Genomic DNA, 26,642 nt, shown 5'->3' on the forward strand with positions numbered 1-26,642 from the left:
AGCGCCCTTGTACAGCAGCGCCCTTGTTCAGCGGGGACCTGGTTCGGCGGGGACCCTGTTCAGCCGGGCCGCCGGTCGGGCGGCGCCGCGATGTCCGACCGGTGCGCGATCAGCCCGGCCTGGGTGCGGTTGGCGCAGTCGAGCTTGGTGAGCATCCGCGAGACGTAGCTCTTCACGGTGGTCTCGGCGAGGAAGAGGCGGGCGGCGATCGCCGCGTTGGACATGCCCTCGCCGAGGCAGCCGAGGATGTCGCGTTCGCGCTCGCTCAACGACGCGATGCGGGCGCGGGCGGCGACGGCGTCGCGGCGGTCGCCCTGGGACGCGCCGAGGAGGCGGCGGGTGGTGTCGGGCGACAGGACGGTGTGGCCGTCGGCGGCGACGCGCACCAGGTTGACGAGGTCCTCGGCGGGGGTCGTCTTGACCAGGAAGCCGATGGCGCCCGCGCGCAGCGCGCGCAGGACGTGGGTGTCGTCGTCGAAGGTGGTCAGCGCCACCACGACGGGCGGCTCGCCCATGGCGGTGATGCGCTCGGTCGCGGCGATGCCGTCGACGCCCGGCATCCGCAGGTCCATGATGACCACGCGGGGGCGCAGGCGCAGGACGGCCTCGACGGCTTCGGCGCCGTCGTTCGCCTCGCCCACGACGTCGATGTCCTCGGCGGCGTCGAGGATGGTGCGCAGGTGGGCGCAGACCATCGGTTCGTCGTCGACGACGAGGACCCGGATCACGAGCGTGCCCCTTCCGTGCCGGTGCCGAGGGGGATTATCGCACCGATCCGGAACCCGCCGTCGCCGGTCGGGGCGGCGTGCAGCGTGCCGCCGAGCAGTTCGACGCGCTGGCGCAGGCCCTCCAGTCCCGTGCCGGAGCCGCCCCCCGCGAGGGCGGGGTCGGGTGCGGTCTCGGATGCGCCGTTCACCACGTCGACCATGACGGCGTCGGCCCGGTAGCGCAGCGCCGCCTCGGTCGGCGCGCCGGGCGCGTGCTTGCGCGCGTTGGTCAGCCCTTCCTGGACGATCCGGAACACCGCGCGGGCGACGTGCGGGGCGACGCCGGAGGGCGCGCCGGCGACCGTGAGCTCCGCCCGCTGGCCCGCCGCCCGCGCTTCGGCGACCAGTGTCGCCGGATCGGGAGCAGGGTCGGGAGCAGGGTCGGGAGCCGGGTCGGGAGCCGGGTCACGGGTGAGACCGGGCCGGCCCGCAGGGGGTTCGGCGGCGTGCTCCGCCGGTGCGGCCGAGCCGGGGTCGTGCAGGACGCCGATGATCCCGCGCAGCTCCTCGATCGCCCTGCTGCCCGCCGAGCGGATCTCGTCGGCGGCCGCCCGCACGTCCGGGTCGGCGGTCGCCGCGCCGAGCGCACCGGCGTGCAGCACCATGAGGCTGACCTGGTGGGACACGACATCGTGCATTTCGGCGGCGAGGTGCCGCCGCTCCTCGGTGCGGGCCTGCTCCGCGAGGAGTTCGCGCTCGCGCTCGGCCTGCCGCTGCCGGTCGTTCCTGGCGCGGACGAGGCGCACCGCCAGGCTCATGGTCGCGCCGCCGAGGACGGGGGCCGCGGCGCTGAGGAGGCCGAACAGCAGCGACGCGCCGGGCGGTGTGGTCGCGGTGCCCGCCACCGCGACGTAGCAGAGGAAGACCGCGCTGCCCGCCGTGTACTGGACAGGGGTGCGCGCCCAGCGGGCCAGGTTGGCGCCCGCCCAGGCCAGGGCGATCGGGCTCCAGATGAGGCCCCCGGCGCGGGCCAGCTCGTGCCACGGCGAGGCGGCGGTGAACAGCAGGACGACCACGGCCACGACCACGGCGGCCGCGGTGAGCGGCAGCCGCGCCCCCACCAGGACCACCAGGGAGGCCGCCGCCATGAGCGCGGCGCCCACGGCGGCCGTCGCCGCGTCCGCGCCGGGGATGATCGCCGCGCAGAACAGCCCGTTGGCGGCGGCGAGCAGCACGAGCGCGCCCGCCGCCACCCGCGCCGCCCGCGGGGTGAACGGGGCGACCTCCCGCAGGCCGGTGGGACCGTTGTCGTCCATGCCCCCAAAGCTAGGGCCTCGGCCGCCGTCTCCGGCGGCATCGACATCAAGTGCCGCGAACCGACAACTTTCGTCGATCGCCGCGACCGCTTCGTGCGCTCGCGGCATCGGCGCCCCCGGCGGTTACCTGGATGCGGCGCCCGGCCGGGGCGCCGCATCCACGAGAGCGACGGGGGCTGACGTGATCGAAGTAGCAGGGCTGACCAAGGACTACGGCGGGACGCGGGCGGTGGACGGGCTGTCGTTCACGGTCCCCGCCGGTGCCGTGACCGGGTTCCTCGGTCCGAATGGCGCGGGCAAATCCAGCACGATGCGGATGATCCTGGGCCTGGACCGCCCCACGCGCGGCACGGCGCGAATCGGCGGGCGCCGCTACCGGGACTTCGCGGCGCCCATGCGGGAGGTGGGCGCGCTCCTCGACACCGAGGCGGTCCCGCCGGGGATGACGGCGCGCGCCCACCTGGAGTGGCTGGCGCTGGCGGGCGGGCTCCCCAAGGGGCGGGTCCGCGCGTCGCTCGACGCGGTCGGGCTGGGCGCCGTGGCGCGCCGCAAGGTCCGGCAGCTCTCCCTGGGGATGCGGCAGCGGCTGGGGATCGCCGCCGCACTGCTGGGCGACCCGGGGACCCTCATCCTGGACGAGCCGGTGAACGGACTGGACCCCGAGGGCGTGCGGTGGATCCGGACCCTCATGCGCGGCCTCGCCGCCGAGGGCCGCACCGTGCTGGTCTCCAGCCATCTGATGAGCGAGATGGCGGAGACGGCCGACCGGGTGGTCGTGATCGGCCGCGGCCGGCTCATCGCCGAGACCGGCATCGACGAGCTGACTCGGCACGGCGCGGGCGGCCGGGTGCGCGTGGCCGGCCCGACCCCCGCACCGCTGGCCGCGGTGCTCGGCGACGCGGGGTTCGCCGTCGAATGGGCGCCCGGCGGCGCGGCGTTGCTGGTCAGCGGGGCCGAACCCGCCGAGGTCGGCGGGCTCGCCGCGCATTACGGCATCACCCTGCACGAACTCGTCCAGGAGCGGCCCAGCCTGGAGGACGTCTTCATGGACCTGACCCGCGACAGCACCGAGCACGCGTTCGCCGCGACCGGCGGCGCACCGTCGGAGCAGCGGCAGAGCACCGCTGGAAGGGGACCGCGATGACCACGGCACCCGCGGCCGACACCGCCGCCCGCACACCGGCCGGACACCCGCCGCCCGGGTTCGGCGCCGCCCTGCGATCGGAGTGGCGCAAGTTCCGCGCCTTGCCGTCGAACCGGGCGATCATCGGGGCCGCGCTCGCACTGACCGTCGGGATCACCGTCGTGATGACCGTGTTCGGCGACACCGCCGCGATGGCGCGGGAGCAGAACGACGGCCGCTACGCCGTGATCTTCTTCGGCGCCACGCTCGGCGTGTGGGCGTTCTCCGCCCTGGCGGCGAACGTGGTGGCGGCCGAGTACCGGCAGGGGACGATCGCCATGACGTTCACCGCCACACCGCGCCGGTGGCGGCCGGTCACCGCGAAGCTGGTCGTCATCGCCGCGGCCGCCTTCGTCGCCGGGCACGTCGTATCGCTGGTGAACTTCGCCATCACCCAGGCGGCGCTCGGCGCGGCGGGCGAGTCCACCGTCAGCCTCTCCGACCCGGGGATGCTGCGCGCCGCGCTGGTGTACATCCCGCTGTCGATGGTGGTGCAGTCGCTGCTGACGGCGTGCGCCGCGGTGGTGCTGCGCACGGCGCCGGGGGCGTTCGCGTTCGTGGTCCTGCTGGGCGCGCTGCCGGTGGTGGGCGCGCAGTTCCTGGGGCGGTGGTGGGGCGAGACGATCCCCCGCCACATGGCAGGCGCCGCCGCGGAGAGCGTCGCGGGGATCGCCGTCCCCGGCACGCCGGGCTACCTGCCGACGATGGCCGCGGGGCTGGTCATCGTCGTGTGGCTGGCGGTGTTCGTCGCCATCGCCCTGACCGTGTCGGCGCGCCGCGACGCGTGACACCGCCGGGCCCTCGGGCGGGGATGGTCCGCCCGAGGGCTGTCGGTGTCGTCGGCGCTGTCGGTGTGGTCGGGGTAGTCGGGGTAGTCGGGGTAGTCGGGGTGATCGACGTGGTCGGGGCTGTCGGCGTGGCCGGCGGGCGGGCTCAGGCGGGGCGTCGGCGGAGCCAGTGCGGGAGGGGTTCGCGGGCGGAGTGCCAGGCGGCGGGGACCGCGGCCGTGCCGAGGCGGGCGGTGATCACGCCGCCCGCGATGGCCGCCGTGGTGTTCATGTCGCCGCGCGCCCGGACGCACGTCCACAGCGCGGCGGCGAAGTCGTCCCGGTGGACGGCCGCAGCCCACAGCGCGAAGGGCACGGTGTCGGGGGCCGTTGCGCGGGCGCCGTGGCCGAGTTCCCTGGCGGCGTGCTCGACGGTGGCGTCGAGCAGCCCCGCCGCGCGGTCCAGCCCGGTGCGCACCGGGCCCGTCCCGCTGTGGGCGCGCGCGGCCTCGATCAGCCCGGCGCCGTCGAGGGCGGGGTCGCCCGCTGCCGCCGCCGCGACCGCGGCCACGGCGGACGCGCCCGCGATGCCGTCCGGGTGGGCGTGGGTGACCTCGGCCGCCAGCGCGGCCTCTGCGGCGGCCCGCGCCGGGTCGTCCGCGTGGTAGGCGCCGATCGGCGCGGAGCGCATGGCGGCGCCGTTGCCGAAGGACCCGGTTCCGCCGGTCTGCCGCGCGGCGGCCTCGCGCCACGGGACCCCCGAGCGGATCCGGCCCAGGACCGCCGACGTGCCGTGGCCGTAGCCCCGGTCGGGGTCCCAGCGCTCGGCCAGCAGGCGCGCGAGGGCGTCCTGGTCGATCCCGCCGTCGAGGGCGGCGACGACCGAGCACGCCGTCTCGGTGCCGCCGGTCCACCGCCACGGCGGCGGCGGGACGGCGCCGTGACCCGGCCGCGACTCCTTGGGGCCGAAGAACAGCATGCCGAACGCGTCGCCGACCGAGAGGCCGTCGAGCGAGGCCAGCGCCCTCTCGCGCGGCCCGCCGGCGACGGCCGACGTGCCGCCCTGCGCGCCGCCCTGGGCACCGTCGTGCGGGCCCTGGGCGAGGAACTCCGCCGTGTTCTCGGCCATGCGGGAGCGTTTACGGCTGTACCCGGACTGGCTGGCGTACGCGGCCTTCGCGGTCCGGCCGGCGTCGTCGGAGCGCGCCCGCCGGGCGAGCTGGTCGAGTTCGGCGATCTGGGCGCTGACCTCGTCGGCCTGCGCGGCGGTCGCCGAGGGGAGGTGGTCGGTCAGCTCCTGCCGCGCCTGGGACAGCCGCTGGGCCGCCTGCTCCCTGTCGCCGTCGCGCAGCGCCTCGCTGGCCTCGCGCTTGGCGGTCTGCGCGCGCTGGAAGGCCTGCTCGGTCCGCACCTCGGGGGCGGGGACCCGGTCGGCGGCGGCGTCGCCGGGGACGACGTTGACGGTGATGGGCAGGGTCGCGGTGTGGGAGTCCAGTGACACGGGGTCGACGTAGGCGCACTCCAGTTCCGCGACGGCGAGGGGACCGAGTTGCGCGGCGCCGGGGACGTCGAACCGGAACAGCAGGCGGCGCTGCTCGCCGGAGTAGAAGTCGCCGAGGTCGACGGAGACGGCGCCCTCCGGCAGCAGTACCGCGGGCATCTCGCCGATGATCCCCACGCCGCCGACCAAGGGGCCGGTGCGCACGGTCAGCGACACCGCCTGGGCGGTCTTGCTGAGCAGGTAGTCGGCTTCGCGGGCGATGAGGTCCCCGGCGGTGTCGGGGTCCTCGGCGAACAGGGCGCTGCCCGCGCCGCCGTCGGCGACGGCACCCAGCAGCGCTTCGTCGTAGCCGAGCCCGTAGCCGAGCGTGGTGGTGGTGACGCCGTGCCCGTAGGCACCGCGGGCGTAGCGGTTGAGCGAGTCGTGGTCGGTGATGCCCTGGTTGGCGTGCCCGTCGGAGATGAGCAGCAGGGTCGCGCCCTGCTGCCCCGCGACGCGGCGGGCCTCCTGGATGCCGCGCATCAGGCCGCTGGACAGGTCGGTCGACCCGCCGGGGCGGAGTGCGGCGATGCGAGCGCGGACCGCGTCCTTGTCGGTGAGGGGCCCGGCCGGGACCTCGACGCGCGCCGAGTTGTCGAAGCTGACCAGGCCGAAGTTGTCGCCGGGCGCGAGCCGGTCGACCAGTGACAGCAGCGCCCGGACGGCCCCCTCCAACCGGGCGCCGCCCATCGACCCGCTGCGGTCGAGGACCACCTGGAGGGTCGCGGGCGGGCGCTGCGCGTCGACCTCCTGCTCCGGCGCCGTGACGTCGAGCAGGACGGTCACGGCGTCGTCGGCCTCCAGCGGGATGACGTCGAAGTCCAACAGGGACGAAAGGTGCATCGAGACTCCTCGGGGGGTCGAGTCCTGCGGACACCTAGGGATGATAGCCATCCGCACCCGCGGCGGCCGGACTTTTCGATCGCGCCCGCACCGCTCCCCCGTGCGCCCTGATGCGGCTTACGCGATCGGCACGCGGGGCCGGGGTCGGACGAGGAACAGCATGCCGACCGCCGTCAGGACGGCGGCCTGCGCGGTGAGCTGGACACCGTAGGCGGCGGGCTCGGTCGGAACGAACCCGTTGGCGAAGTAGAACCCGCTGTGGATGCCGATGGCGGCCCACAGGGTTCCTGTCCGCTCGCGGCTCGCGGCGCAGGCGAAGCCCAGCGCCGCGGCCCCGACCGCGTAGAGGGCGACTTCGGCGGCGCCGTCCGCCTCGCTCTGGGAGAGGACGTGCAGCGAGCCGAAGGCCACCGAGGTGAGCACCATGACGGCCAGGGGCGGCAGCCGGTCCGCGAGGATGTCGTGGAGGTTGCCCCGCCATAGCAGTTCCTCGGGGAACGCCTGCACGACGACGATCATCGCGATCGCCACGGGGAGGTACGCGAGGCCGTCCGGTTCCCACGGCACCCACCGGGCCGCGCCCAGCGCGACCGCGGCGGCGTTGGCGGCGAGGGTCGCGGCGACCGCGGCGGCGACACCGAGCAGCCCGTGGGCGACGGCGGCCCACGTGACCCGCAGCCCGAGACCGGACCAGGGGCGCCGCGCGACGCGGCGCCAGAGGTAGACGAGCAGCAGCACGGCGGCGACGCCGAGCGGCTGCCCGGCCAGGATCATGGCGCCCGTGCAGAGGAAGGTGAGGAGGACGGCCGTCGCCGTCCTGGTGGCCGTGTGGTCCAGCACGACGGCCCAGGCGGGGGGTTGCGAGGTCATTGCCCGATCCTTTCGGCGCGCGCCGCGCGAGTCGTCGCCATAGCGGCGTACGCGGCGTAGCGCTCAGGGGTGGGGGCGCCGTCCTCCGCCGGGCGGATGCGCCGCGGCGGGACCGGGGAGGGCGCGGACACCGCACTTCGGAGCCGCCCCACCCCAAATGTAACCATACTGGTTGGTATACTTGAACTCGCGAGCCCGTGCCGGACCGCACGGCCCTCCCGCAGCGAGCGAAAGGCACCCATGGACGTCACCGGCATCCGGTTGCTGACCTTCGACGTCGTCGGCACCCTGATCGACTTCGAGCGCGGCATCGGCGACGCCGTCCGCACGATCGCCCCCACGGCAATGGCCGACGTCGGCGACGCGGCCCTCCTCGACGCGTTCGGCCGGGCGGAGGGCGTCCAGCAGCGCCGCACCCCGCACCTGCCGTTCACCCAGATGCTGGAGCCCGTCTACCTGCGCATGGCCACGGAACTCGGCCTGCCGTCCGGCAACGGGGAGGCCGCCGCCCTACGCGCGTCGATCCCGCGCTGGCCGGCGTTCCCCGACTCCGCCGAGGCGCTGGCGGCGCTCGGGCGGCGCTTCCGCCTGGTCGCCCTGACCAACGCCGACCGCTGGGCCGCCGCGCACATGGCCGCCACGCTCGGCGGCCCCTCCGACAACCCGTTCGACGACATGGTCACGGCCGAGGACGTCGGGGTCAACAAGCCCGATCCGCAGATGTTCGCGTACTGCCGCGGCCGCCAGAGCGTCCACGGCCACGGCCTGGCCGACACCCTGCACGTGGCGCAGAGCCAGTACCACGACATCGGGGTCGCCGCCCGCCTCGGCTACCGCACCTGCTGGATCGAGCGCCGCAGCGGGCTGGCCGGGACCGGCGCCACCCCCGCACCCGCGGCGGTCCGCTCCCCCGACCTGCACTTCACGACGCTGGGCGGCCTCGCCCGCGCCGTCGCGGGGAACTGAGCGGCGCACTGAACCGACGCCCCGGTGCCGGCGAGCAGAGAGGCGGCCGCCCCGGTATCCCGGGAACGCGGACGGCCCGGAAATGCGGACGGCCCGCCGCCCACGGGAAGGGGGCGGCGGGCCGCAGTTCACAGGCCTGCTCAGAAAGCGCCGGGGTCATCCTGCGGGCAGTTTCCGAGGCAGCTCGGGCCGCTCGCCGTGCAGCTCGCGATCACCTTTTCCGGCTCCTCGATGTCGACGATCTCAAAGGTGCTGGTCGCGAGCATGTCCAGTTCCTGTAGGCGCATTGCGGCCTCCTAGCGGGGGGATGGCTCTGATCGGACCGGGTCACATTAACAAAAAGCACTCGGCCGACGACATAATGTTCCCGTTAAATTTGTCCGCAGTATTACGGCCCCGCGGGGGTTTCCGACAAACGACCGGTTCACGGCGCGGTGACCAGCTCTTCGCGCAGCGCCTTGCCCAGCACATAACTCAGGTACACCTCGCTGTCGACCGACGCCCCCAGCCGGTTCGCCGTCAGGTGCAGGTAGGACCGCAGCAGCGTGGCGAACACACCCTCCGCGTCGGCCGGGCCGAGCGGGCCCACCGCGAAGTCCAGTTCGCCGCGCTCTAGCGCGCCCGTCAACCGGGCGCGCAGCGCCACGCAGTGGTCCAGCCAGGCGCCCACATACCCCGGCAGCCGGTGCGCCCCGCCGTCGCGGACCGCGCCGTGCAGCAGCCGCACCCGGTCGCGCAGCGAGTCCGACATCCGCGCGTAGGCGTCCTCGTAGTCGTTGTGGCGGCCGACGAACCACGAGTCCCAATGGCGCACGTAGTCGTCGAAGAACGCCGCGCACCGGTCCGGCCGGTCGAAGAAGGCCAGCGCCGTTACGGCCATGAGCTGGGTGAGCGCCCCGAGCATGACCGTGCGGACGTGCAGGTTCTGGGTGTCGGCGAGTTCCTGCACCGTGTCGCTGCTGAACACGAAGTGCTCCTCGGCGATGCGCACGCCCTCCGGGCCGCCGTAGCGCCGCGCCTCGGGCACGTACTCCATGAACTCCACGGTGTTGTTCTCGCGGCGCGGCATCCGCTCGGCCGCGCCGTAGCGCGCACGCCACTGCTCCTCGGAGAACTCCAGCAGGAACCGCTCCCGGTAGCGCTCCTCGGCGATGTCGAACCGCTCCTCGTACACGGAGGGCCGCTCGGTGAGGAACGCCGCCACGGCGGTCTCCAGCGCGTCCTGGACCTGCGGCAGCGCCGCGAGGGACGTCGGCCTGACCCGCAGCCGCAGGTGCTTGCCCTCCAGCCAGTGCCGCAGGAAGTACCAGTCGCTGATCAGCCCTCGTTCCCGCAGGTCGCGCACCACCGGGCCGGTGCAGTGTTGCAGGATCGGGGTGCGCTCCCCCGTGTAGTAGATGTGCGCGGCCAGCCAGTCGCCCTCCCGGAGGGTGGCCGTGTCGACCGGGTCGGCGTTGAGCGGCACGATCGCGTCCGCCACCGGGTCCGGGTTCGTTGGGGCGGGCGTCACCGGGTCCTGGTGCGCTGGGTCAGGGGTCACTGCGGGCTCCGGTTTCACTGGGTCCGGATTCACTGCGGGGTCCGGGTTCACTGCGGGCTCCCCTCTGTCGTGCGGGTTCCGTTGATCTCCACGACGGTCTCGCTGACGTGCCGCCCCGCGTGCGAGGTCCACCCCATGTCGCCGGTGTCGGGCAGCATCTCCGTCAGCACCTGGGTGCGCCCCGGTGTGAGCGCGTCGTCGGCCGCCGCGAGGGACAGCGGGTTGTCGAGGTCGATGTAGCGGGGCTTGCGGGCGGCGTGCGTGGCACCGGCGTTCTCCTGGCGGACGAACATCCGCCGCGGCAGCCCCGCGTTGGCCGCCATGCGCCGCCACCGCAGGTGGAAGTCGACGTCATCGGCGGAGTCCGCCCGGTGCGGCAGGCCGTCGGCGCCGGTGCGCCAGCGCGCGCGGTGCAGGACGACGCCCCCGTGCCGGAGCCGGGGGCGGTGCGCCATGTCCCCCGCGGGGCGCTCGCCGCGCACCCCCGACCACAGGTCCGGGGTCCCCATGCAGGTGTCGGAGAACGCGAGCAGCACCCGCTTGACCCGCGACAGCGACTTGGGGATCAGCGCGCCGGAGTACACCGGGACCACGGTCGCGCCGAGCCGCCGCGAGACCAGCCGGAGCCGGCCGCTCGCCTCGTCGTCGACGATCCGCAGGTCGCCGACCGGGATCTGGGCATCCGGTTCGCGGAACCCCACGTCGCCGGGGCAGACCAGTTCGTAGGGTGTCAGCGCCGGGTACAGGCTCAGGTTCGAGGCGTCGTAGCCGTTGGACAGCGACGCGAACACGGTGCCTTCGGGCGCCATGGACGCCAGGTGCGCCGCCATCCCGGCGCGCAGCTCCTCGGCCTCCTCGGGCGCGAAGTCGTGGGCGAACCGGGCGATCTGCCCGCCCCACCCGGTGTGCGCGGTGTTCAGCACGTGCCCGCCGGCCGAGGGCGCGTGCTGGAGGAACAGCGACACCGAGGTCCGCTCAACCAGGTGCGGGGGCAGCAGGGACGCGACGTCCGCCAGTGTGTCGCCGTCGAGGGCGAGCTCCGGCGCTCCGGGCGGCAGCCGGTCGTACGCGGCCTGCACGCGGGCGCTCAGTTCGGCGCGGGCCGCGCGGAGCGCGTCGAACTCCGGCGGGCGGAACCGGTCGCCGCCGCCGGAGTCCTCGGCGAGGGCCGCGGCGCCGCCGCCGGTGGCCAGGAACAGGTGCAGGTAGTCCTCGTTGAACTCGTGCGCGAACCGCACCACGTCGTCGTGGGTGCCGCCGGGTCCGCGCCGGTGCCGCAGGTAGGTGCGGGTGGCCAGGCGTTCGGGCAGCAGGTCGTCGAACAGCGGCATGATGCCCGCGAGCGCGCACAGGTCGGGCATCAGCGCGTCCTCCCACGCGCCGGGAGCGGCGCGGGGCCCACCGGTGTGCGCCACGTCCTCGTAGACCAGGGCGTTCGGCGGGTCGGGGTCAGCGAGCCCGATGTGGCGCGCCGCGTCGTCCACCCCGGAGCGCACCCCGGCCAGGATCGCGCGACGGTCGCCGGTCGCCGCGGCGGGCAGCGCGGCGGCGCGTTCGGCGATCCGGTCGAGGTGCCCCGCGAACTCCGCGGTCCACGGGGCGTCCAGTGCGGCGATCCGGGCGGCGAGGTCGGCGAAGGGGTCGCCGTGGTGCGGGTCGACGCGCAGCACGGGCGCCGTGAGCAGGCCGAGGACCAGGAGCCGCCCCAGGTACTCCTCGACCTGGTCCGCGGGGCGCGCGGCCGGGTCGGCGGCGTGGATCCGGGCGGCGAGGTCCGACAGCGGCAGCGGGCCGTGCGCGACGGCCTCGGCGACCACCTCGTCCAGCAGTGGGGTGCGCGGCAGCGTGAACACGTTCTCGTCCAGGTAGCCGGCTACTGTCTGCCACCTGTTCTCCGGCGGCTGGTAGGTGCGCCGGACGTAGCGGACGCGGCGCTCCTCGGTCCGGCACCCGGCGCTCAGCTCCACCGGCAGGTCGCGGCGCAGCGCCGGCGCCCCTTCGATGGCGGCGGCGAGCGGCGGGAACGCGGCCAGGTTGAACCGCGCCGTGCCGCGCGTGCCGTCCCCGTTGTCGTGGTGGACGGCGCCGGGCGCGCCGCCGTCGGCGGCCGCGTCGAACCGGCCCAGCGCCACCGTGGTGAGGCTGCTGAACGGGCTGGTCTTGTAGGCGGTGCGCAGGATGTAGGCGAGCAGGGAGCGTTCGACCTTGCGCGCCTTCTTCCCGCCGTTGCCTGCGGCGGAGAGGTAGCGGTCGAGCTCCCGCTCCAGCACCGGCGAGCCGACCTGGAGGCCGCGCCGCAGCGTCTCGCCCCCCGCGACCTGCCGCAGCCGTGCGCGGCAGTGCTCCAGTGCCGCGTCGAGCAGCCCGCCGCCCTCGTCCAGCGCGTCCTGGTAGTCGCGCCGCAGCGCGACCCAGCGGGCGACGCCGTCCGGGGTGGACGGCGGCATCGCCGCCCCCGGCAGGCGCCGGTTGTGCACGTCGCGGCGGATCTTCAGCAGTGCCCGCCTGCGGGCGGGGTCGTCGGTGCCGCCGACCGCGTCGGCGAGCGCGTCGCACACCGGTCCGGCCAGCGCGTCCAGGTCGCCCTCCAGGTCCAGGACCCGTCCGGCCCAGTCCGCCAGCAGGGGGCTGCGCAGCGGTGCCACGTCCTCTTCGGCCAACCCGCCGACCCGGACCAGGAAGAACGGTGACAACGTCCACCGCATGCCGTCGGCCGACGCGGTCGGCACCGCTGCCGCCTCGCTCATGGATTCCACACCCACCTCGATCTCCACCTCGTTCCACTCGTCGGGCCCGGCTCGCCGCGCCGCCCGTCTCGGCGCGGTCGGCCTTCCGTTGCCCCGTTTCGGTGCGCGCGGCTCATCGGAGTCCGCTTGCGACGTCGGCGCGGTCGCGGCGCTCGTTGCCGACCATGAGCAGCAGCAGTGGCGACTCGTCGGGCCCCAGGCCGAACCGGTCGGCCAGCCCGAGAGGGTCGAAGGCGAGCGCCGCGCCGCAGCCGAGGCCGAGTGCCGCGGCCGCCAGGTAGCAGTTCTGCGCCGCCATCCCCGCTTCTGCGTTGACCAGCCGGTAGCCGCGCGGGCCGAGCGCCGCCGCTGCGGCGCGGGGCCGCGCCACGACCGCGATCACCGCGGCGGCCCGGTCCAGGTCGTAATTGTCGAGCGTGTAGAGGTCCTGGACGCCGCGCGCGGGCGCTGCGGGGTGCAGCGCGTGGTCGGTGCGGCCGGCGCGGTCGGCACTGCTGGCAAGGTCGGCACGGTCCGCGTAGTCGTAGACGCCGGGCGCGACGTCGGACACGTGCTGGGCGAGGACGGCGAGGCGGACCAGGCCGGGCCCCGCGGCGCCGTCCGGCGCCGCCTCGGCCGCGCCCCTGGCGCGGGCGGCGCAGGCCAGCACGGTGCCCAGCGCCGCGGCGGGGACCGGCGGCGCCGCGGCGAACGTCCCGAACGCGGACCGCCGCGTCCGCAGGAGCCCGGGCAGCGCCGCTCCGAGCCGGTCGCGCTGCACCGGGGGCAGGGCGACGCTGCCGCCGCCGTCCCCCGCGGGCCCGGCGGTGCGCGCCGCCGCCGCGGCGTACGCCTCGGGCCCCGGGGGGACCCGCGCACCCGCGAGGGTCGCCTCGTGGACGCGCTCGACCGTGTCGAACCGGGTCACCGTCCGGGACCGCTCGTGCTCGGCCGCCGCCACGGCGGGCGCGGGGGGCCGCGGGCCCGCCGGACGAGCCGCCCCGTTCGGCGGGCGCCCGCCGAGCGGGGTGCCCGCGGCGTCGCCGGAGCCGAGCGGGAGGACCGCCATGACGGACTCCTCCCGCGTGGCCAGGCCGAGCAGCCGGTTCAGCGCCTCCTCGTCGAACCACAGCGAGGGGGCCGATTCCGCGCCGTGCGCGCGCAGCCACAACCGCCACGTCTCCAGCAGGCAGCCGACGTCCATGGTCACCACGTGGTAGCCGAAGTCGGCGTACTTGTAGGTGTTCTTCCAGAACTTGACGGTGACCAGCAGGAACCCGGCGGCGTCCGCGCCGGCGTCGGCGTCGGGGAGCGCGGCCCGCACCCGGTCGGTGACGTCGCCCGCGAGCAGCCGGTGGAACGCGGCGCGCGGCGCGGAGTAGTGGTAGACACCGGGGAGCATGGGGCCGCCCGGGCCCGGCGTCCAGTACACCTCGCACGGGTAGAGCCCGCCGCCCGATGCCGTGCCGCGCGACCACACCGCGGCGTCGTAGCGCGCCATCCCCTCGGCGGCGGCGTTGGGCGTCACCCGCAGCCGCCGGTCCAGTAGGCCGTGCGAGTGGTACAGCATCGCGGCGAGCCCGTGCGGCGGGAGCGCGGCCCCGGGCGGGGGCGGCGGGCCGAACACGGCCGCGCCGAAGTCGGCCGCCGGTGCGCGGGCGGCCCCGGGCGCGGCGGCATTCGGGTCGGCATCCGGGTCGGCGTGAGGGCCGGTGCGGGATTCAGTGCGGGGGCCGGTGTCCCGGTCGGTGTGGGATTCGGGATGAGGGTCGGCGTGGGGGAACGGGAGCGCGCCGATCCCCGGGTACACCTTGTGCCGCAGGGGCTGGTCCCGCCAGTCGGGCGTGAACCCGGGCGGGCCGAGCGGTTCGCGCGCGCGGTGCTCCAGCGCGCGCAGGTAGTCGTCCACGGTGCTCATCGGCTCGTCGCCCTTCACATGAACGGGTGCGGAACGTGGTGCAGGTCGGACCGGGCGAGGGGGGCGTGGCGCCGCCCGGCGTCGGACAGTGCGGTGCGGGTGCGCGGCATGTCGAGGACCCGCTGCCGGTCCCAGCCGAAGTCGATCGGCACCATCCCCGGGACCAGGACTCTCGCGGTGCGCAGGCCGACGCGGCGCTGCTCGGGGCTCGTCTGGTCGACGGCGACCGTGTCGAACCCGCGGTCTGCGAGGAGATCGCGGCAGAAGCCCAGGTCGTCGGCGAGGTCGAGGCCGCGCGGGCGGTCGCGTTCCCACTGCCCGTACAGCTCCGCCATCGGCACGGCGCGGTGCGCGCCGAGGAGCGGTTCGAGGTGCGGCGCCATCTCCGGCAGGCCGAACAGCGCCGAGTGGTCGCGCATCTCCCGCACCCGGGTGAAGTCGGCCGCCATGGCGCGCAGCTCGGCCAGCCGCTCTGCGGTGCGCCGGGCGAAGCCGGGCAGGTTGGAGGCCACTTCCAACAGTGCGGTGTGCAGCGCCTGCCGGGGGTCGAGGCTCGCCCCGGCGGAGACCAGCGCGGCCCCGAGTCCGTCGCCGCTGCCGTCGCGGCGGACGGCCACCGCTGTCACCACGGGGATGGGCAGGTCGATGCGGGTGTCGAAGAACCGCACGTCGTAGCCGATGAGGCCGAGGCGCGCGATCATGTGCCGGGTCGCCGGGTCGGCGCACCCAGCGGCGTCGATCTCGGGCAGCCGGGCGCGGGCGTGCCAGGCGATCAGGAACGCGTCGCGCTCGACCCGTTCGAGGAGGGCGTGCAGCACGGCCTCGGTCAGGGTCCGGCCGGCGGCGCTGCCGCTCGACGACTCGGCCGCGAAGCGGGGCCAGCCGTCGTTCACGGTGTAGGACACGAACTGCTCGGGGACCAGCACCGGGGAGCGGTCGCGCAGGGAGCGGCCGGTGACCCACGGCATGCGCGCCGCCGGGGAGTAGGCGGCGAAGCCCGCTGCAAGGGCCGGTGCGGCGGCGTCGAGGACGCCGCACACAGCGGGATCGACGGCGGGCGTCCCGCGTGCGGAGAGTTCGGCGTGGGAGGCGACAACACGGTCCGGTGCGTGCCGCAGGCCCGCGCAGCGCTCCAGCCCTTCGCACACGGCCAGCAGGGTGCTGTGCGCGTGGACGGCGGAGTGCCCGCTCCAGTGCACGTCGAGCAGCGCCGGGCCGTCGCGCACGGCGATGCGCCCGGTGACGGGTGCCGTGGTGGTGCTGTCGAGGACGGGGTCGGCGTCGGTGCCGAGGACGCCGCACAGTGGGCCGGTGAGCGCGTCCAGCGGCAACGCCATCTCCGCCACCGGGAGGGCGCGGTACACGTCGGGGTGCGGTTTCGGCGCGGGCCGGGGAACGGACGCGACCCCGTCGGCGGGATCCTGCGGGGCGGCGGCCGAGACGGCGCCGCAGCGGGGGCAGTCGGGGTCGGCCATGAGCGTGTGGGCGCGGACCCGCAGCGTGTCCGTGCGCAGCTCGTGGACGGCGAGTGTCCCGGGACGGAGCGCGCCGCCCCGCGGGTACGCCGCGGCACGCCGCGCCAGGACGGCGGCGAGGTCGGCGAGGGTGTCGAGCGCGAACGGGGTGAGCAGCGGGTCGGCGGCGATCGCGTGCAGGCCGCCGCCTTGCTCCATGGCGGTCCGCTGGTGGTTCGGCCGCAGCTTCTGCCACCGCACGGCGAGGCAGTGGGGGCACGGCGCACCGGAGTCTGCGGGGGACGCAGGGGACGCGGACCCGGAGGATGCGGAGGCGGAGAACTCCGCCTCGGGGCACACGGCGTCGGGGAACACCGCCGCGACGGCGGAGCGCTCGCCGAGGTGCACCGACAGGACCGCGCGGCGCCCGGGCCCCGTCCCGTCGTCCGAGGGCGCCGGGGTCGGGGGCGGAGTCGACGCCGCAGTCGCCGTCAGGGTCGGAGTCGGACACCGCGTCGGGACCGACGCGTCCGGGGCCGCCGCCAACGCGTCCGCTGCACCGAGCACGGCCACCTCCAGCCGGAAACCCGCGAACGCCGGGTCGCGCTCGGCGCGTTCCCGCAGGTGCTCGGCGACGCGCGCGCGGTCGCCCGCGCGGCCCGGCACCGGGCCGCCGCGCGGCGTCCGGCCCGGCGCGCCACCGTCGAGCGGCGCGTCCGCACCGCCGGGTGCGGTCCCCGGTTCGGGGGTGCCCGTCATCGGGTGCGGACCACGCGAACGGTGCGCAGGCCGCAGGCGCCGAGGTCAACGGGGGTGACGTCGGCGGCGAACGCGTCGCCGCCCCGTGCACGCAGGTCGGCGATCAGCGCGGCGTGATCGGTGGCGGGCCGTTCCGGGGCCGGGCCATCGGCGTCGGCGAGCAGGGCCCGCGGGTCGAGGCCGGGCAGCAGCGGGCCGCCGAGGTCGACCCCCTCCGCTGCGTCCGCTGCGTCCTCGTGCGCCGTTGCGGCGGAGACACCGCCGAGCTGGCGGATCCCGAGCAGGTCGCGCAGGGCACCCGTCGCGGCGGCGCGGCGGTCCAGGCCGGCACCGGAGGTCCACAGCGGCGGCCCGTCGCCCGCGAGGTCGACCGCGAGGACCACGTGGGCCGGAGCGCCTCCGGCCAGGTCGAGCAGCAGCGGCGCGCACCCCAGGTTCTCGGCGGTACGCAGCAGGAAGACGGTCTCGTCCGCGGCGCCGAGCGCGGCGGCGGGGATCTCGGCGACCCGCGCGGTGCGGTGCAGCGCCGCGCGGAGCGCCTCGTAGCCGAATGCCGAAAGCAGGCCCTCGGCCGCCGCCTGCGCGGGATCGGGGCCGGAGCCCGCACCGGCGGCGCTCCGCTCGAACAGCGCCGCGTCGTTGCAGTCCGAGAACGGGAGGACGGCGGCGGCGGGCAGCCAGCGGACACCCCCGTCCACCATCGATGTCGACGGCAACCAGTGCTGTTCGGCGGCGTCGGCGGCGTCGACGGGCAGCCCGCTCCACGTCGCGAGCCGGTCGGGGGCGACGCGGACGACGTCGACCGGGGGTGCGGGTGAACGGGCGGCCACGGCGTCGCGGGTGCGCACGACCTCGTCCGCGTAGCAGAGGGCGGCGGCGCCGACGGCGCGGCCGCGGGCGGCCGCAACGGTGGAGACGTCGAACGCCGTGATGACGCGCTGCCGCCCAGTGCGGACGGGCAGCGGCATCCGCACCGCGCCCGCCTTCAGCGGGGACTGCGCCATCGCGGCGTCGGCGTAGCCGGTGAACACCCCGAGGCGCGGGCCGAACAGGGCACCGTGATCCGCCGCCGCGACCTGCGGTTCCGCCGCGGGGTCCGGTGACGCGACCGCGGTGTCCGGCGGCATGAGCGCAGGGTCCTGCGGCGGTTCCGCCGCCGGGCGGGCGCCGTCGGCGACCCGGTCCGCGGCGGCGCCGACCGGCGGGGCGGTGGCAACAGGTGCACCGGTGACCGGCGGCGCCGGGACTCCCCCGGCCGGGGTTCCGCAGCTCGGGCACAGCGGGTGCGGGAGCAGGGGTTCCCGGGTGCTCTCCAGCGTGCCGAGGTCTTGGCACACGACGGCGCCGTCGGTCTCGGCCGCGAGGGCGCCCGTGCGCTCGCGGAAGACGTCGAAGGCCACCATCGTGCCGAGCATGGCGGCGACGTTCGGATCCAGTGGGGCCGCCGCCGCGGGGACGCTCGGGAGGGCCAGTTCGCGCCAGAGCGCCGCCCCTGCCCCGAGATCCGCCCCGGCGCCGATCCGGAGCACTGCGCAGCACCAGCACGGCCGCCGACCAGGACCGGTCATCGGCCCGACGACCGCTTGGCCGCCGATCACCGCCATCGGGATCGCCACCGGGCCGTCGTCGGCGCGGCGACCGGCCAGGTGGCGCCAGAGGGCGGCCGTACGTCCTTCGCCAGGTGAGAGCACGACGAAGTCCCAGTCCGCAGTGGGCGGGGCGGGCGCGCCCTCCGCCTCATGGCCCGTGGGCGGAACAGGCGGCACACCGTCCACCCCGTGGTCCGAGGGCGGGGCGGTCGGCGCGGCGGGCCGGGGCGGGCCGCCGGAGAGGACTCCGGCCAGCGCATCGGGGGCGGTGAGGTCGACCCGGCGGACCTCGGCGGGGCACCCGGCGGAGCGCAGTTCGGCGGCCTCGGCGTCCGCTGCGGCCCACGCGGTGCCGGACGGGCCGGTGTCGGCCACGTGCACGGCCGCGATGCCGTTGCGGAGCAGGCCCAGCGCGACCGCGCGGTCGACCTCGCCGGACCCCGCCACGAGGACCCGCGCGGAACGGAAGCGCGCGAACCGGGCCGCGCCGCCGTCGGCGTAATGCTCGATGTAGCCGATCTGGTCGGCGAAGCGCCGCCTGACGGCGTCGGGCAGCGCGGTGTCGGGTCCGGGACGGGAGTCGCGCACGAAGCCGCGGTCGGCCAGTGACGCGAGGACGCGCATGACGGACGCCCGCTGCGCCTCGGGCAGCTCGGCGCAGAGCTCCCCGACGGTGGCGCTGCCGTCGAGGTACGGGGCGATCGCGCGCACCAGCCCGTACGCCCCGGCGCCCTTGATGAGGAAGCGCCCTTCGGGGTGGTGCAGCAGTGCGCCGTCGCCGTTGTCGGCGAACAGCGCATCGTGCCGCAACCGCGGCCGGAAGCCGGTGAAACCGCTGTCGGACGGGGACTCGGCCCCGCCTGTCTGGCTCCGCATTCGGCAGAGTATAGGGAACTCCGCAACCATCGGATACAGCGCGCCCACGGTACGTGAACGGCCTGCGACCACGGCCGCTCCGCGCGGACCCCGAACGGCGCGCCACGCCGGCGACTCGGCCGGTGGTGCCCTTTCCGGTCCGTTCGGCGACCGGGTCCGCTCGCGGTGCCCGCGTCCCGCGGCGTCCCGCGGCGATCGTGCGGGACCGGACCCTCCCGGTCGCCGGCGGGCTGTCGGCTCCTTGCGGCGCCGGATCCGCGGAGCGGGTTGCGCCCAGGGTGAAAACGGGGTCGGCCGGCGCGGAACCGGGGAGATCCTGGGCACGGCGGTCCCCGGCCGGGGCGGGTCGAGCGGTAATGAGGGGTGGGTCGGGCCCATGGCGACGAATGCGGCGTACGACGCGATCGCCGACTGGTACGAGGAGGAGCTGCTCGCCGGCTTGAAATCCGGTACCCCGGACGGCGACCCCTTGGACCTCCGCGGGCTCCTGCGCACCATGCTCGGCGAGGGAAGCGGCGTGTGCCTGGAGGTCGGCTGCGGCACCGGCTTCCACGCCGCCCAGGTCCGCACGCAGGGCTGGTACCCCCTCGGTGTGGAACTCTCCGGTGAGATGCTGCGGCACGCCCGGGGGCGGCTGACCGCCGCGCAGGCCGACGCGGTGCGGCTGCCGATCCGCACCGGCTCCGTCCCCGCCGTTCTCGCGATGATGGTCCACACCGACATGCCCGACTACCCCGCGGTGGTGGCCGAGGCGGCGCGCGTCCTCCGGCCCGGCGGGGTGCTGGTGCACATCGGCGTGCACCCGTGCTTCTGCGGCGGCTTCGCCGACCGTTCCGACCGCGAGGCGGTGGTCATCCGCCCCGGGTACCTCGACGGCCACTGGACGAAGTCGTCCTGGACCGACAAGGGCGTGCGCGCGAAGATCGGCTCCACGCACCGGCCGCTGCCCGAACTGCTGAACGCCTTCACGGCCGCCGGTCTGGCGCTCGAACGGTTCGGCGAAGGCGACAGCCCCACCCCGGCCGTGCTCGCTGTCAGGGCGCGCAAGCCCGGCTGACCGCCACCCTGACCGCCGCCCCCACCTGAGCTCCGCCCCCGATGGCCGAGGCTCGTCCACGCCGGTGGACCACCGTTTCAGCGGCCAGTCGCTGTCAGTCGCTGTCAGTCGCGGTCGAGGTCGCCGCCGAGCGGTTGCAGGGAGAGTTCCTCACGGTCGAGTGCGTGCTGGACCCGTTCCAGGATGGCGGAGTCGTAGGTGCCGTCCGATCGGGCGGCCCACAGTGTGCCGCGCTGGGCGTCGATGACCCGCAGGCGCAGTGACCGGTACTGCTCGCGCGCGTCGGCCGAGGCGGTCTCCTCCTCGGGAAGGTCGTCCGCCGACTCCGCGGATATCGTGCGGTCGCGGATCGAACTGTCGGCGCGGACCCGCTCCAGGACGCCGTCGTCCACCGGGCGCCCCTCGTCCGCCGCGTTGCGCGTCTCCGATGTCAGCGCGTCCTGCCCGCTGCGCGACATCTCGGTCAGCAGCCGCTCGTAGTCGCGGCGCAGCCGGGCGGCGTCGTCCCCGGGGACCTTTGCCGCGGCGATGACGGTGGGCAGTGTCAGGCCCTGCACCAGCAGGGTCGTCGCGGCGACGACGAACGCGATCAGGATGAGTTGGGGCCGGTAGGGGGTGTCGTCCGGCAGGGTCTGCGCCGCCGCGACGGTGATCGCGCCGCGCATCCCCGCCCACGCCAGCACCGCGCCGCTGCGCCAGCCCAGGCCCTGGGAGACCTGGAACTGCACGTCGGCCGCCGCCCGCGTCAGGCGCTGCTGGACGCGCTGCTTCCGGTGATCGGACAACCGCTCGTCGAAGGCCCCGTTGTCCAGCCCTTCCTGGAGCCGGTGCAGCCGGGGCCGCGCCCCGGCGGCGCGCCGCTCGCCGAGGTGCAGCATCGCGACCAGGGGTGCGGTGAACGCGATACGGACCACGACGACGAGGACCGCGGCCGCCAAGCCGATCAGCAGGCTGTCTCCGAGGCTCAGGTGTTCGGCCTCGACCTGGTCGATGAGCGGTTTGAGCGCTAACCCCATGGTCAGGAAGACCGTGCCCTCCAGCAGGAACGCGAGCGTCCGCCAGTTGGTCGACTCGGCGAGGCGGTCGGCGGCGCCGAGGAACCGCGGCCCGTGGTGCCCGGTCAGCACCCCGGTGACCACCACGGCCAGGACCCCGGATGCGCCCAGCTCCTCGGCGGGCAGGTAGGCCATGAAGGGGACCACCAGCGCGATCGCGGTATTCAGGACGGGGTCGTCGAGCAGGGCCCGCAGGCGCACGTTCACCTGGCCGAGGACCGCGCCGATCACTGACGCCAGGACCACCGAGTACACGAACTCCAGCGTGATGTCCCAGATCGACACGCTCGCGGCCATGGCGGCGATCGCCGCGCGCAGCAGCACCAGCGCCGAGGCGTCGTTGACGAGCCCTTCGCCCTCCAGCAGCGTCAGCAGCCGCGACGGCAGGCCCAGGCGGCGGCCGACCGAGGTCGCCGCGACCGCGTCGGTGGGGCTGATGACCGCGCCCACGGCGAACGCCACCGGCCAGTCCAGCCCTGGCACGAGGGTGTGCAGGAGTAGCCCGCTGATGAGGGTGGTAGCCACGACCAGCAGTACGGCGAGCCCGCTGATCGCCCTGATGTTCCGGCGGAAGTCGTTCGCGGGCATGGTGATCGCCGTGGCGTACAGCAGCGGCGGAAGGATCCCGGCGAGGATCCATTCCGGGTCGACCTGGACGGCGGGCATGCCGGGGACGAAGCCCATCCCTGCGCCCACCACCACCAGGAGCAGTGGCGCGGCCAACCCCAGCCGCTCGGCGAAGGCCGCGACCACCACCAGGCTGACCACGCCCGAAACCAGAATCAGCGTCAGATGCACACACCGATTGTCCGCACGCCCCCGCCCCGACGACCGGACCGCCACGCGCCGGACGGCCGATCGGACAGGGGCGCCAGGGATCAGGGGCCGGGGATCAGGGGCCGGGGATCGGGCGCCCGAAGGCCGACAATCCCTGCTCGTGGTGCTCGATCAGGCCGAGCCTCCGGTAGAACGCGTGGTTCGCCGCCCCGTCCGGTGTGGACGGGTGGTCCGTGCTCAGGATGAAGTACCGGCAGTGGGCGTAGCGGTCCTTGAGCCGGTCGAGCAGGCGGCGGCCGATCCCCTGGCCCTGGGCGTCGGCGGTGACCAGCAGTTCCTGGACGTAGCAGACGAACTCGTCATCGGACACGGTCCGCCCCAGGCCGAGGAGCCGTCCGTTGTCGTCCCTCGCGGTGAGGACGGTGTGCGAGTTGGCCAGGGCGCGGCGGACCCTGGTGGTGTCGCGCGTCCAGACCTCCCAGCCCACCGAGCCGTACAGCGCGGACAGCTCGGCCTCGTCGAATGACGTCTCCTGCGCGATGATCAATTATGCGGCTTCCCGACGTGCTGCCGATGTGACCCGCCGACCTTATACCGGTACCCCGCGTTGGCCAGGCCGCCCGCCGTCGACCCGCGGCGGCGGGTCCGCTCGGCCGTCCCCGCGCCGCGGCCGCCGTCGCCGCCGTGCCCCGGCACGGGCGGGGTGGGGCCGCGGGCGCCTCGGCGGCGAGGCGCCCGGATACCCTGATCCGCGCACGGGTCGGCGACGAAGGGGGAACCTGATGGCGGACGACGGCGGCGCCGGGCGGATCGGTGTGGCGATCGTCGGTCACACGGCCTGGATCACGATCGACAACCCCCGGAAGCGCAACGCGATGGGCGCCGCCATGTGGCGGCGGATCCCCGAGGTGCTGGACGGGATCGACGCGGCAGGCGCCGTCCGCTCCGTGGTGCTCACCGGGGCCGGCACGACCTTCTGCGCCGGGGCCGACATCACCGAACTGGGCGCCATCAGCGGCAACGGATCCGGCGAGGACGCGTCGGTCGCAGCGGAGCACGCGCTGCTGAGCTGCCCGCTGCCGACGATCGCGCTGATCGACGGCCACTGCGTCGGCGGGGGCTGCCAGCTCGCCGCGGCCTGCGACATCCGCATCGCCACGCCCGCGGCCCTGTTCGGCATCACGCCCGCGAAACTCGGCATCGTCTACCCGCAGTCGAGCGTGCGCCGGCTCACCGAGGTCGTCGGCGCCTCGGCGGCGAAGCTCCTGCTGTTCTCCGGGGAGATCGTCGGCGCCGACCGGGCCCGGGAATTGCGCCTGGTGGACGAGGTCGTCCCGAACGCCCGCGACCGCGTCGAATCCCTCACCGCGACGATCGCCGCGCGCTCCCGGCTGACCGTCGAGGCGTCGAAGGAGCTCGTCGACCTGGCGGCGCGGGACGCCCCCCTTGACGAGCGGGCGCGCCACTGGCAGTCCCTGTCGGCCTCCTCCGGCGAGAGCGCCGAGGGCATCGCCGCCTTCGTCGAGCGCAGGACCCCGGTCTTCCCCTACGGCCGCTCCTGATCGGAACGCGCCGGCGCCCCGGCCGGGCTGAGCCGGTCCGGGGCGTCGGCGCGGGATCAGGCGATGTCAGCCGTTGTTGTTCGCAAGGCACTGGCTGAGCAGGTCCAGGTCCAGGTTGATCAGACCGCCCTGTTCGTTGACACAGGCCTGGAAGGCCTCGTCGTCGGTCGCGGAGGCGGAGCCCTGCCCGAGTCCGAACAGGGTGGCGGCGATGGCGGCGGTCGCGGCGATCTTCGCGGCAGTGCGCATGAATTCCTCATCACTTGTCGTCGTGATCAGCACCGATGGCGCTCGGACGCTCTCGGCGGACGTCCGGGGGACGTCGACCCCACTCATAACCCTGTGTAGTTAAAAATAAACAATCGGTAACGCAAACAAGTTCCATGGCCCGTCCGAAGACCGCGGCACCGCAGCGGGGCACGGCGGCCGGATCCGCCGCCACCGCCTCCGAGTCCCCCGAGCGGCCGCCGACCGGACGGGGGCGCCGCGCGTCCCACCGACGGCTCGGCGCGGCACGGTGGTACTACACGGCACGGCATGGCGAAGGCCGCCCGCGGGAGTCGCGGGCGGCCTTCGCGGGCCCGGTGGGGGGCGGCTCCCCCACCCGGCGGCTACTTCGCGCTGTAGGAGTGGGCCCCTGCTCCGGCGAGCTTGCCGCCGTCCACGATCAGGTACTCCTCGCGGATCGGCGTCCCGTCGAAGAACGCCTCCAGGATCTCCCTGGTCCCCGCCGCGTAGCGCGCCTGCGCCGACAGCGTCGTCCCGGACGTGTGCGGGGTCATGCCGTGGTTCGGCATGGTGCGCCACGGGTGGTCGGCCGGTGCCGGCTGCGGGTACCAGACGTCGCCCGCGTACCCCGCCAGATGGCCGCTCTCCAGCGCCCGCACGATCGCGTCGCGGTCCACGATCTTGCCGCGCGCGGTGTTGACGATGTAGGCGCCGCGCTTCATCGACGCGATCAGCCGCTCGTCGAACAGGTTCTCCGTCTCGGGGTGCAGCGGGCAGTTGATGGTCACGACGTCGCACACCCCGACCATCGACGCCACGCTCCCGTGGAAGGTGAGGTTGAGCTCCCGCTCGACCTCGGCGGGCAGCCGGTGCCGGTCGAAGTAGTGCAGCCCGACGTCGAAGGGGTGCATGCGGCGCAGGACGGCGAGCCCGATCCGGCCGGCCGCGACCGTGCCGACCTGCATCCCCTCGACGTCGTAGGCGCGCTGGGAGCAGTCGGCGATGGCCCAGCCGCCCTCGCGCGCCACCTGGTTGGACGGAAGGTAGTTGCGCACCAGCGACAGGATCATCATGACGACGTGCTCGGCGACGCTGATGCTGTTGGAGTAGGTCACCTCGGCGACCGAGACGCCCTTGCCGATGGCGGCCGACAGGTCGGTGTGGTCCGATCCGATCCCGGCGGTGACCACGAGCTTGAGGTTCGCGGCGCGCTCCATGCGCTCCGCTGTGAGGTAGGCGGGCCAGAACGGCTGCGAGATCACGATGTCCGCGTCGGGCAGCTCCCGGTCGAACACGGAGTCGGGGCCCTCCTTGTCGGAGGTCACCACGAGGGTATGGCCGCGCTCCTCCAGGAACCGGCGGAGCCCCAGCTCGCCGGAGACGCTGCCGAGCATCTCGCCGGGGGTGAAGTCGATGCCCTGCGGCGTGGGGGCGGTCTGGCCGCCCGGGTAGCCGCTGATCGTCGGGATGGTGTCGCGGGGGTAGGACGCGGGGTGGCCGCCGATCGGGTCGTCATAGAGCACACACAGGACCTTCGCCATGACAGGACTCCCAGTTCGGGTGGGTGATGTGACTTGAGACTCCTCCGCGGCGGAGCCGGGCGTCAAAGCGAAAGCTCCTATGGCGCGATAGCCGGCACCTATCGGGGCCCGTTCTCGCCGGGGCGCGCCAGGTAGCCGTACAGCAGGCGCTCCAGCTCGCCGCGCACGTCGACCTCTCCGGCCACCGAGAGCAGCGCGCCCGCGAGGATCGGCTCCGGCCTGCGGTCGGAGATCACCAGCCCGATCTGCGGGAACCAGGGCGGGTCCGCCAGGCGCACCACGCGCATCCCCGCGGGCACGCCGAACATGTGCAGCCAGGCGTGGGAGATGACGCTCGACCACTGCCGCGTGGCCACGTGGGCGTAGAGCGCGGACACGGTGTCGGTCTCGATGGCGGGGACCACCGTCGCCCCGGCCGCGCCGAAGAAGCCGTCGAGGATGCGGCGGTTGCGCATGTGCGGGGCGAGGAGGCACAGCGGCACCGCGGCGACCTCGGCCCAGCCCACGGAGGCGCGGTGGGCCAGCGCCCCGTCGTTGGGCGTGAGCAGCAGGTAGCGCTCGTCGTAGAGCGGGGTGGCCCGGACGCCGCTCAGCTCCTCGTCGTCGACGTAGGTCATGGCCGCGTCGAGCTCGAACTCGGCGAGGCGGCGGGAGATCTCGCGTGAGGACAGCGACTCCAGCATCACCCTGGCGTGCGGGTGGCGCTCGCAGAACGGCGCCGTGAGCAGCGAGGCGGCCGTGAGCGCCGTGGGGATGGCGCCGACCCGCAGGACACCGGCCAGGCTGCCGCGCATGGCCGCGAGGTCGGCGCGCAGGGCGTCGGCCTCGGCGAGGATGCGGTGCGCCCACAGCAGGACGCGCTCGCCTTCGGGGGTGAGGCCCTCGAAGCGGCGGCCCCGCCGCACGATGGGCACGCCCAGTTCCCGTTCGAGCTTGCGGATGCCCGCCGACAGGGACGGCTGGGACACGTGGCACGCGTCGGCGGCCCGTGCGAAATGGCGCTCCCTGACGAGCGCTACCAGGTACTCCAACTGGCGCAGCAGCACGGTCCAGGATGGCGCACCACTCCCCCGCCCGTCCAGGCGCCCGGGACGGGACCCGGGGGCGGCTCTCCGGCACGGCGGACCGGGACCACGCCCGCCCACCTGCCGCGCGGCACGCCGTCGCATGGACGCCGCGCGCCCGGGTAGCGCGGGGGAACCGGGCACGCATCGCGTGTGCAGACGCGCCCTTGCCGTCCGCCCCCTCCGTCGCCGCGCCCCTGTCGGCTGCGGAACCGCGACCGGCCGCACGGCGCCCCCTCCGGGCGCCGCGGCGGGCCGCCGACACGCGCCACGACCCTCGTGGCCGCGATCAGCCGGAAAGCAC

At 75.1% G+C, this 26,642-nt stretch carries 20 protein-coding genes; 5 read left to right on the top strand and 15 right to left on the bottom strand.

The genetic code is table 11. From position 1 onward, the window contains the following. Positions 1-59 precede the first annotated feature (59 nt). Both CLV63_RS02870 and CLV63_RS02875 read right to left on the bottom strand, forming a co-directional pair. On the bottom strand, positions 60-728 hold the full coding sequence (locus CLV63_RS02870; protein ID WP_106581300.1) for a response regulator: 669 nt from the start codon (positions 726-728) through the stop codon (positions 60-62). Then, on the bottom strand, positions 725-2,023 hold the full coding sequence (locus CLV63_RS02875) for a sensor histidine kinase (RefSeq protein WP_170134133.1): 1,299 nt from the start codon (positions 2,021-2,023) through the stop codon (positions 725-727). Before CLV63_RS02875 ends, CLV63_RS02870 begins: the two co-directional genes overlap by 4 nt. A gap of 181 nt (positions 2,024-2,204) precedes the next feature. Between CLV63_RS02875 and CLV63_RS02880 the strand changes: the two genes are divergently transcribed. After that, on the top strand, positions 2,205-3,167 hold the full coding sequence (locus CLV63_RS02880) for an ABC transporter ATP-binding protein (RefSeq protein WP_106581302.1): 963 nt from the start codon (positions 2,205-2,207) through the stop codon (positions 3,165-3,167). Next, on the top strand, positions 3,164-3,994 hold the full coding sequence (locus CLV63_RS02885; RefSeq protein ID WP_106581303.1) for a hypothetical protein: 831 nt from the start codon (positions 3,164-3,166) through the stop codon (positions 3,992-3,994). The genes CLV63_RS02880 and CLV63_RS02885 overlap by 4 nt, the downstream gene beginning before the upstream one ends. 145 nt (positions 3,995-4,139) lie before the next feature. Here the strand turns inward: CLV63_RS02885 and CLV63_RS02890 are convergent, their stop codons facing one another. Together CLV63_RS02890 and CLV63_RS02895 are read right to left on the bottom strand one after the other, a co-directional pair. Further along, on the bottom strand, positions 4,140-6,356 hold the full coding sequence (locus tag CLV63_RS02890) for an ADP-ribosylglycohydrolase family protein (RefSeq protein WP_106581304.1): 2,217 nt from the start codon (positions 6,354-6,356) through the stop codon (positions 4,140-4,142). Between the two features lie 117 nt (positions 6,357-6,473). Further along, complete coding sequence (locus CLV63_RS02895; protein ID WP_106581305.1) at positions 6,474-7,226, bottom strand: CPBP family intramembrane glutamic endopeptidase; 753 nt, start codon at positions 7,224-7,226, stop codon at positions 6,474-6,476. Positions 7,227-7,466: 240 nt separating this feature from the next. On the opposite strand from CLV63_RS02895, the gene CLV63_RS02900 reads away from it, so the two are divergent. After that, positions 7,467-8,192, top strand: a complete 726-nt coding sequence (locus tag CLV63_RS02900) for an HAD-IA family hydrolase (protein WP_106581306.1) — start codon at positions 7,467-7,469, stop codon at positions 8,190-8,192. 140 nt (positions 8,193-8,332) lie between these two features. Here the strand turns inward: CLV63_RS02900 and CLV63_RS33420 are convergent, their stop codons facing one another. The 6 genes from CLV63_RS33420 to CLV63_RS02925 all read right to left on the bottom strand — a co-directional run bounded on the left by CLV63_RS33420 (position 8,333) and on the right by CLV63_RS02925 (position 19,054). Next, positions 8,333-8,479 carry a hypothetical protein gene (locus CLV63_RS33420; RefSeq protein WP_170134134.1) on the bottom strand — a complete coding sequence of 49 codons (147 nt, stop codon included), beginning with the start codon at positions 8,477-8,479 and terminating at the stop codon, positions 8,333-8,335. A gap of 137 nt (positions 8,480-8,616) precedes the next feature. Further along, on the bottom strand, positions 8,617-9,732 hold the full coding sequence (locus tag CLV63_RS02905; RefSeq protein ID WP_170134135.1) for a lantibiotic dehydratase C-terminal domain-containing protein: 1,116 nt from the start codon (positions 9,730-9,732) through the stop codon (positions 8,617-8,619). Positions 9,733-9,779: 47 nt separating this feature from the next. Further along, positions 9,780-12,506: a lantibiotic dehydratase gene (locus CLV63_RS02910; RefSeq protein WP_106581308.1), complete on the bottom strand. Its 2,727-nt coding sequence runs from the start codon at positions 12,504-12,506 to the stop codon at positions 9,780-9,782. Between the two features lie 85 nt (positions 12,507-12,591). Continuing rightward, positions 12,592-14,376 (bottom strand): nitroreductase family protein, encoded by a 1,785-nt coding sequence (locus tag CLV63_RS02915; RefSeq protein WP_146165505.1) that lies wholly within the window; start codon positions 14,374-14,376, stop codon positions 12,592-12,594. A 14-nt stretch (positions 14,377-14,390) separates the two neighbouring features. After that, positions 14,391-16,589: a TOMM precursor leader peptide-binding protein gene (locus CLV63_RS02920; RefSeq protein ID WP_106581310.1), complete on the bottom strand. Its 2,199-nt coding sequence runs from the start codon at positions 16,587-16,589 to the stop codon at positions 14,391-14,393. After that, positions 16,586-19,054: a TOMM precursor leader peptide-binding protein gene (locus CLV63_RS02925; RefSeq protein ID WP_106581311.1), complete on the bottom strand. Its 2,469-nt coding sequence runs from the start codon at positions 19,052-19,054 to the stop codon at positions 16,586-16,588. Before CLV63_RS02925 ends, CLV63_RS02920 begins: the two co-directional genes overlap by 4 nt. 376 nt (positions 19,055-19,430) lie before the next feature. Here CLV63_RS02925 and CLV63_RS02930 point away from each other — a divergent pair, with 376 nt between their 5' ends. Then, on the top strand, positions 19,431-20,111 hold the full coding sequence (locus CLV63_RS02930) for a class I SAM-dependent methyltransferase (protein ID WP_106581312.1): 681 nt from the start codon (positions 19,431-19,433) through the stop codon (positions 20,109-20,111). A 104-nt stretch (positions 20,112-20,215) separates the two neighbouring features. Here the strand turns inward: CLV63_RS02930 and CLV63_RS02935 are convergent, their stop codons facing one another. Then, positions 20,216-21,964 carry a cation:proton antiporter gene (locus CLV63_RS02935; protein WP_106581313.1) on the bottom strand — a complete coding sequence of 583 codons (1,749 nt, stop codon included), beginning with the start codon at positions 21,962-21,964 and terminating at the stop codon, positions 20,216-20,218. A gap of 94 nt (positions 21,965-22,058) precedes the next feature. Next, complete coding sequence (locus CLV63_RS02940) at positions 22,059-22,490, bottom strand: GNAT family N-acetyltransferase (protein ID WP_211301124.1); 432 nt, start codon at positions 22,488-22,490, stop codon at positions 22,059-22,061. Positions 22,491-22,725: 235 nt separating this feature from the next. Here CLV63_RS02940 and CLV63_RS02945 point away from each other — a divergent pair, with 235 nt between their 5' ends. After that, a complete protein-coding gene (locus CLV63_RS02945; protein ID WP_106581314.1) occupies positions 22,726-23,505 on the top strand; it encodes an enoyl-CoA hydratase/isomerase family protein in 780 nt (259 codons plus the stop codon). 66 nt (positions 23,506-23,571) lie between these two features. Here the strand turns inward: CLV63_RS02945 and CLV63_RS02950 are convergent, their stop codons facing one another. The 3 genes from CLV63_RS02950 to CLV63_RS02960 form a co-directional block, all read right to left on the bottom strand. Continuing rightward, positions 23,572-23,787: a hypothetical protein gene (locus tag CLV63_RS02950; protein ID WP_394339735.1), complete on the bottom strand. Its 216-nt coding sequence runs from the start codon at positions 23,785-23,787 to the stop codon at positions 23,572-23,574. A gap of 329 nt (positions 23,788-24,116) precedes the next feature. Further along, on the bottom strand, positions 24,117-25,274 hold the full coding sequence (locus CLV63_RS02955; protein WP_106581316.1) for an NAD-dependent formate dehydrogenase: 1,158 nt from the start codon (positions 25,272-25,274) through the stop codon (positions 24,117-24,119). Between the two features lie 98 nt (positions 25,275-25,372). Then, a complete protein-coding gene (locus CLV63_RS02960; protein ID WP_106581317.1) occupies positions 25,373-26,320 on the bottom strand; it encodes a LysR family transcriptional regulator in 948 nt (315 codons plus the stop codon). Between the last annotated feature and the right edge of the window lie 322 nt (positions 26,321-26,642).

It is taken from the genome of Murinocardiopsis flavida (assembly GCF_003014485.1).
In the GTDB taxonomy this organism is placed as follows: domain Bacteria; phylum Actinomycetota; class Actinomycetes; order Streptosporangiales; family Streptosporangiaceae; genus Murinocardiopsis; species Murinocardiopsis flavida.

What these genes read in the sequence shown, in the direction of transcription:
- CLV63_RS02875 (WP_170134133.1), bottom strand. Translation starts at nt 2,023, where the DNA reads ATGGACGACAACGGTCCCACCGGCCTGCGGGAGGTCGCCCCGTTCACC.
- CLV63_RS02885 (WP_106581303.1), top strand. Translation starts at nt 3,164, where the DNA reads ATGACCACGGCACCCGCGGCCGACACCGCCGCCCGCACACCGGCCGGA.
- CLV63_RS02890 (WP_106581304.1), bottom strand. Translation starts at nt 6,356, where the DNA reads ATGCACCTTTCGTCCCTGTTGGACTTCGACGTCATCCCGCTGGAGGCC.
- CLV63_RS02895 (WP_106581305.1), bottom strand. Translation starts at nt 7,226, where the DNA reads ATGACCTCGCAACCCCCCGCCTGGGCCGTCGTGCTGGACCACACGGCC.
- CLV63_RS02900 (WP_106581306.1), top strand. Translation starts at nt 7,467, where the DNA reads ATGGACGTCACCGGCATCCGGTTGCTGACCTTCGACGTCGTCGGCACC.
- CLV63_RS33420 (WP_170134134.1), bottom strand. Translation starts at nt 8,479, where the DNA reads ATGCGCCTACAGGAACTGGACATGCTCGCGACCAGCACCTTTGAGATC.
- CLV63_RS02915 (WP_146165505.1), bottom strand. Translation starts at nt 14,376, where the DNA reads ATGAGCACCGTGGACGACTACCTGCGCGCGCTGGAGCACCGCGCGCGC.
- CLV63_RS02920 (WP_106581310.1), bottom strand. Translation starts at nt 16,589, where the DNA reads ATGACGGGCACCCCCGAACCGGGGACCGCACCCGGCGGTGCGGACGCG.
- CLV63_RS02925 (WP_106581311.1), bottom strand. Translation starts at nt 19,054, where the DNA reads ATGCGGAGCCAGACAGGCGGGGCCGAGTCCCCGTCCGACAGCGGTTTC.
- CLV63_RS02930 (WP_106581312.1), top strand. Translation starts at nt 19,431, where the DNA reads ATGGCGACGAATGCGGCGTACGACGCGATCGCCGACTGGTACGAGGAG.
- CLV63_RS02945 (WP_106581314.1), top strand. Translation starts at nt 22,726, where the DNA reads ATGGCGGACGACGGCGGCGCCGGGCGGATCGGTGTGGCGATCGTCGGT.
- CLV63_RS02955 (WP_106581316.1), bottom strand. Translation starts at nt 25,274, where the DNA reads ATGGCGAAGGTCCTGTGTGTGCTCTATGACGACCCGATCGGCGGCCAC.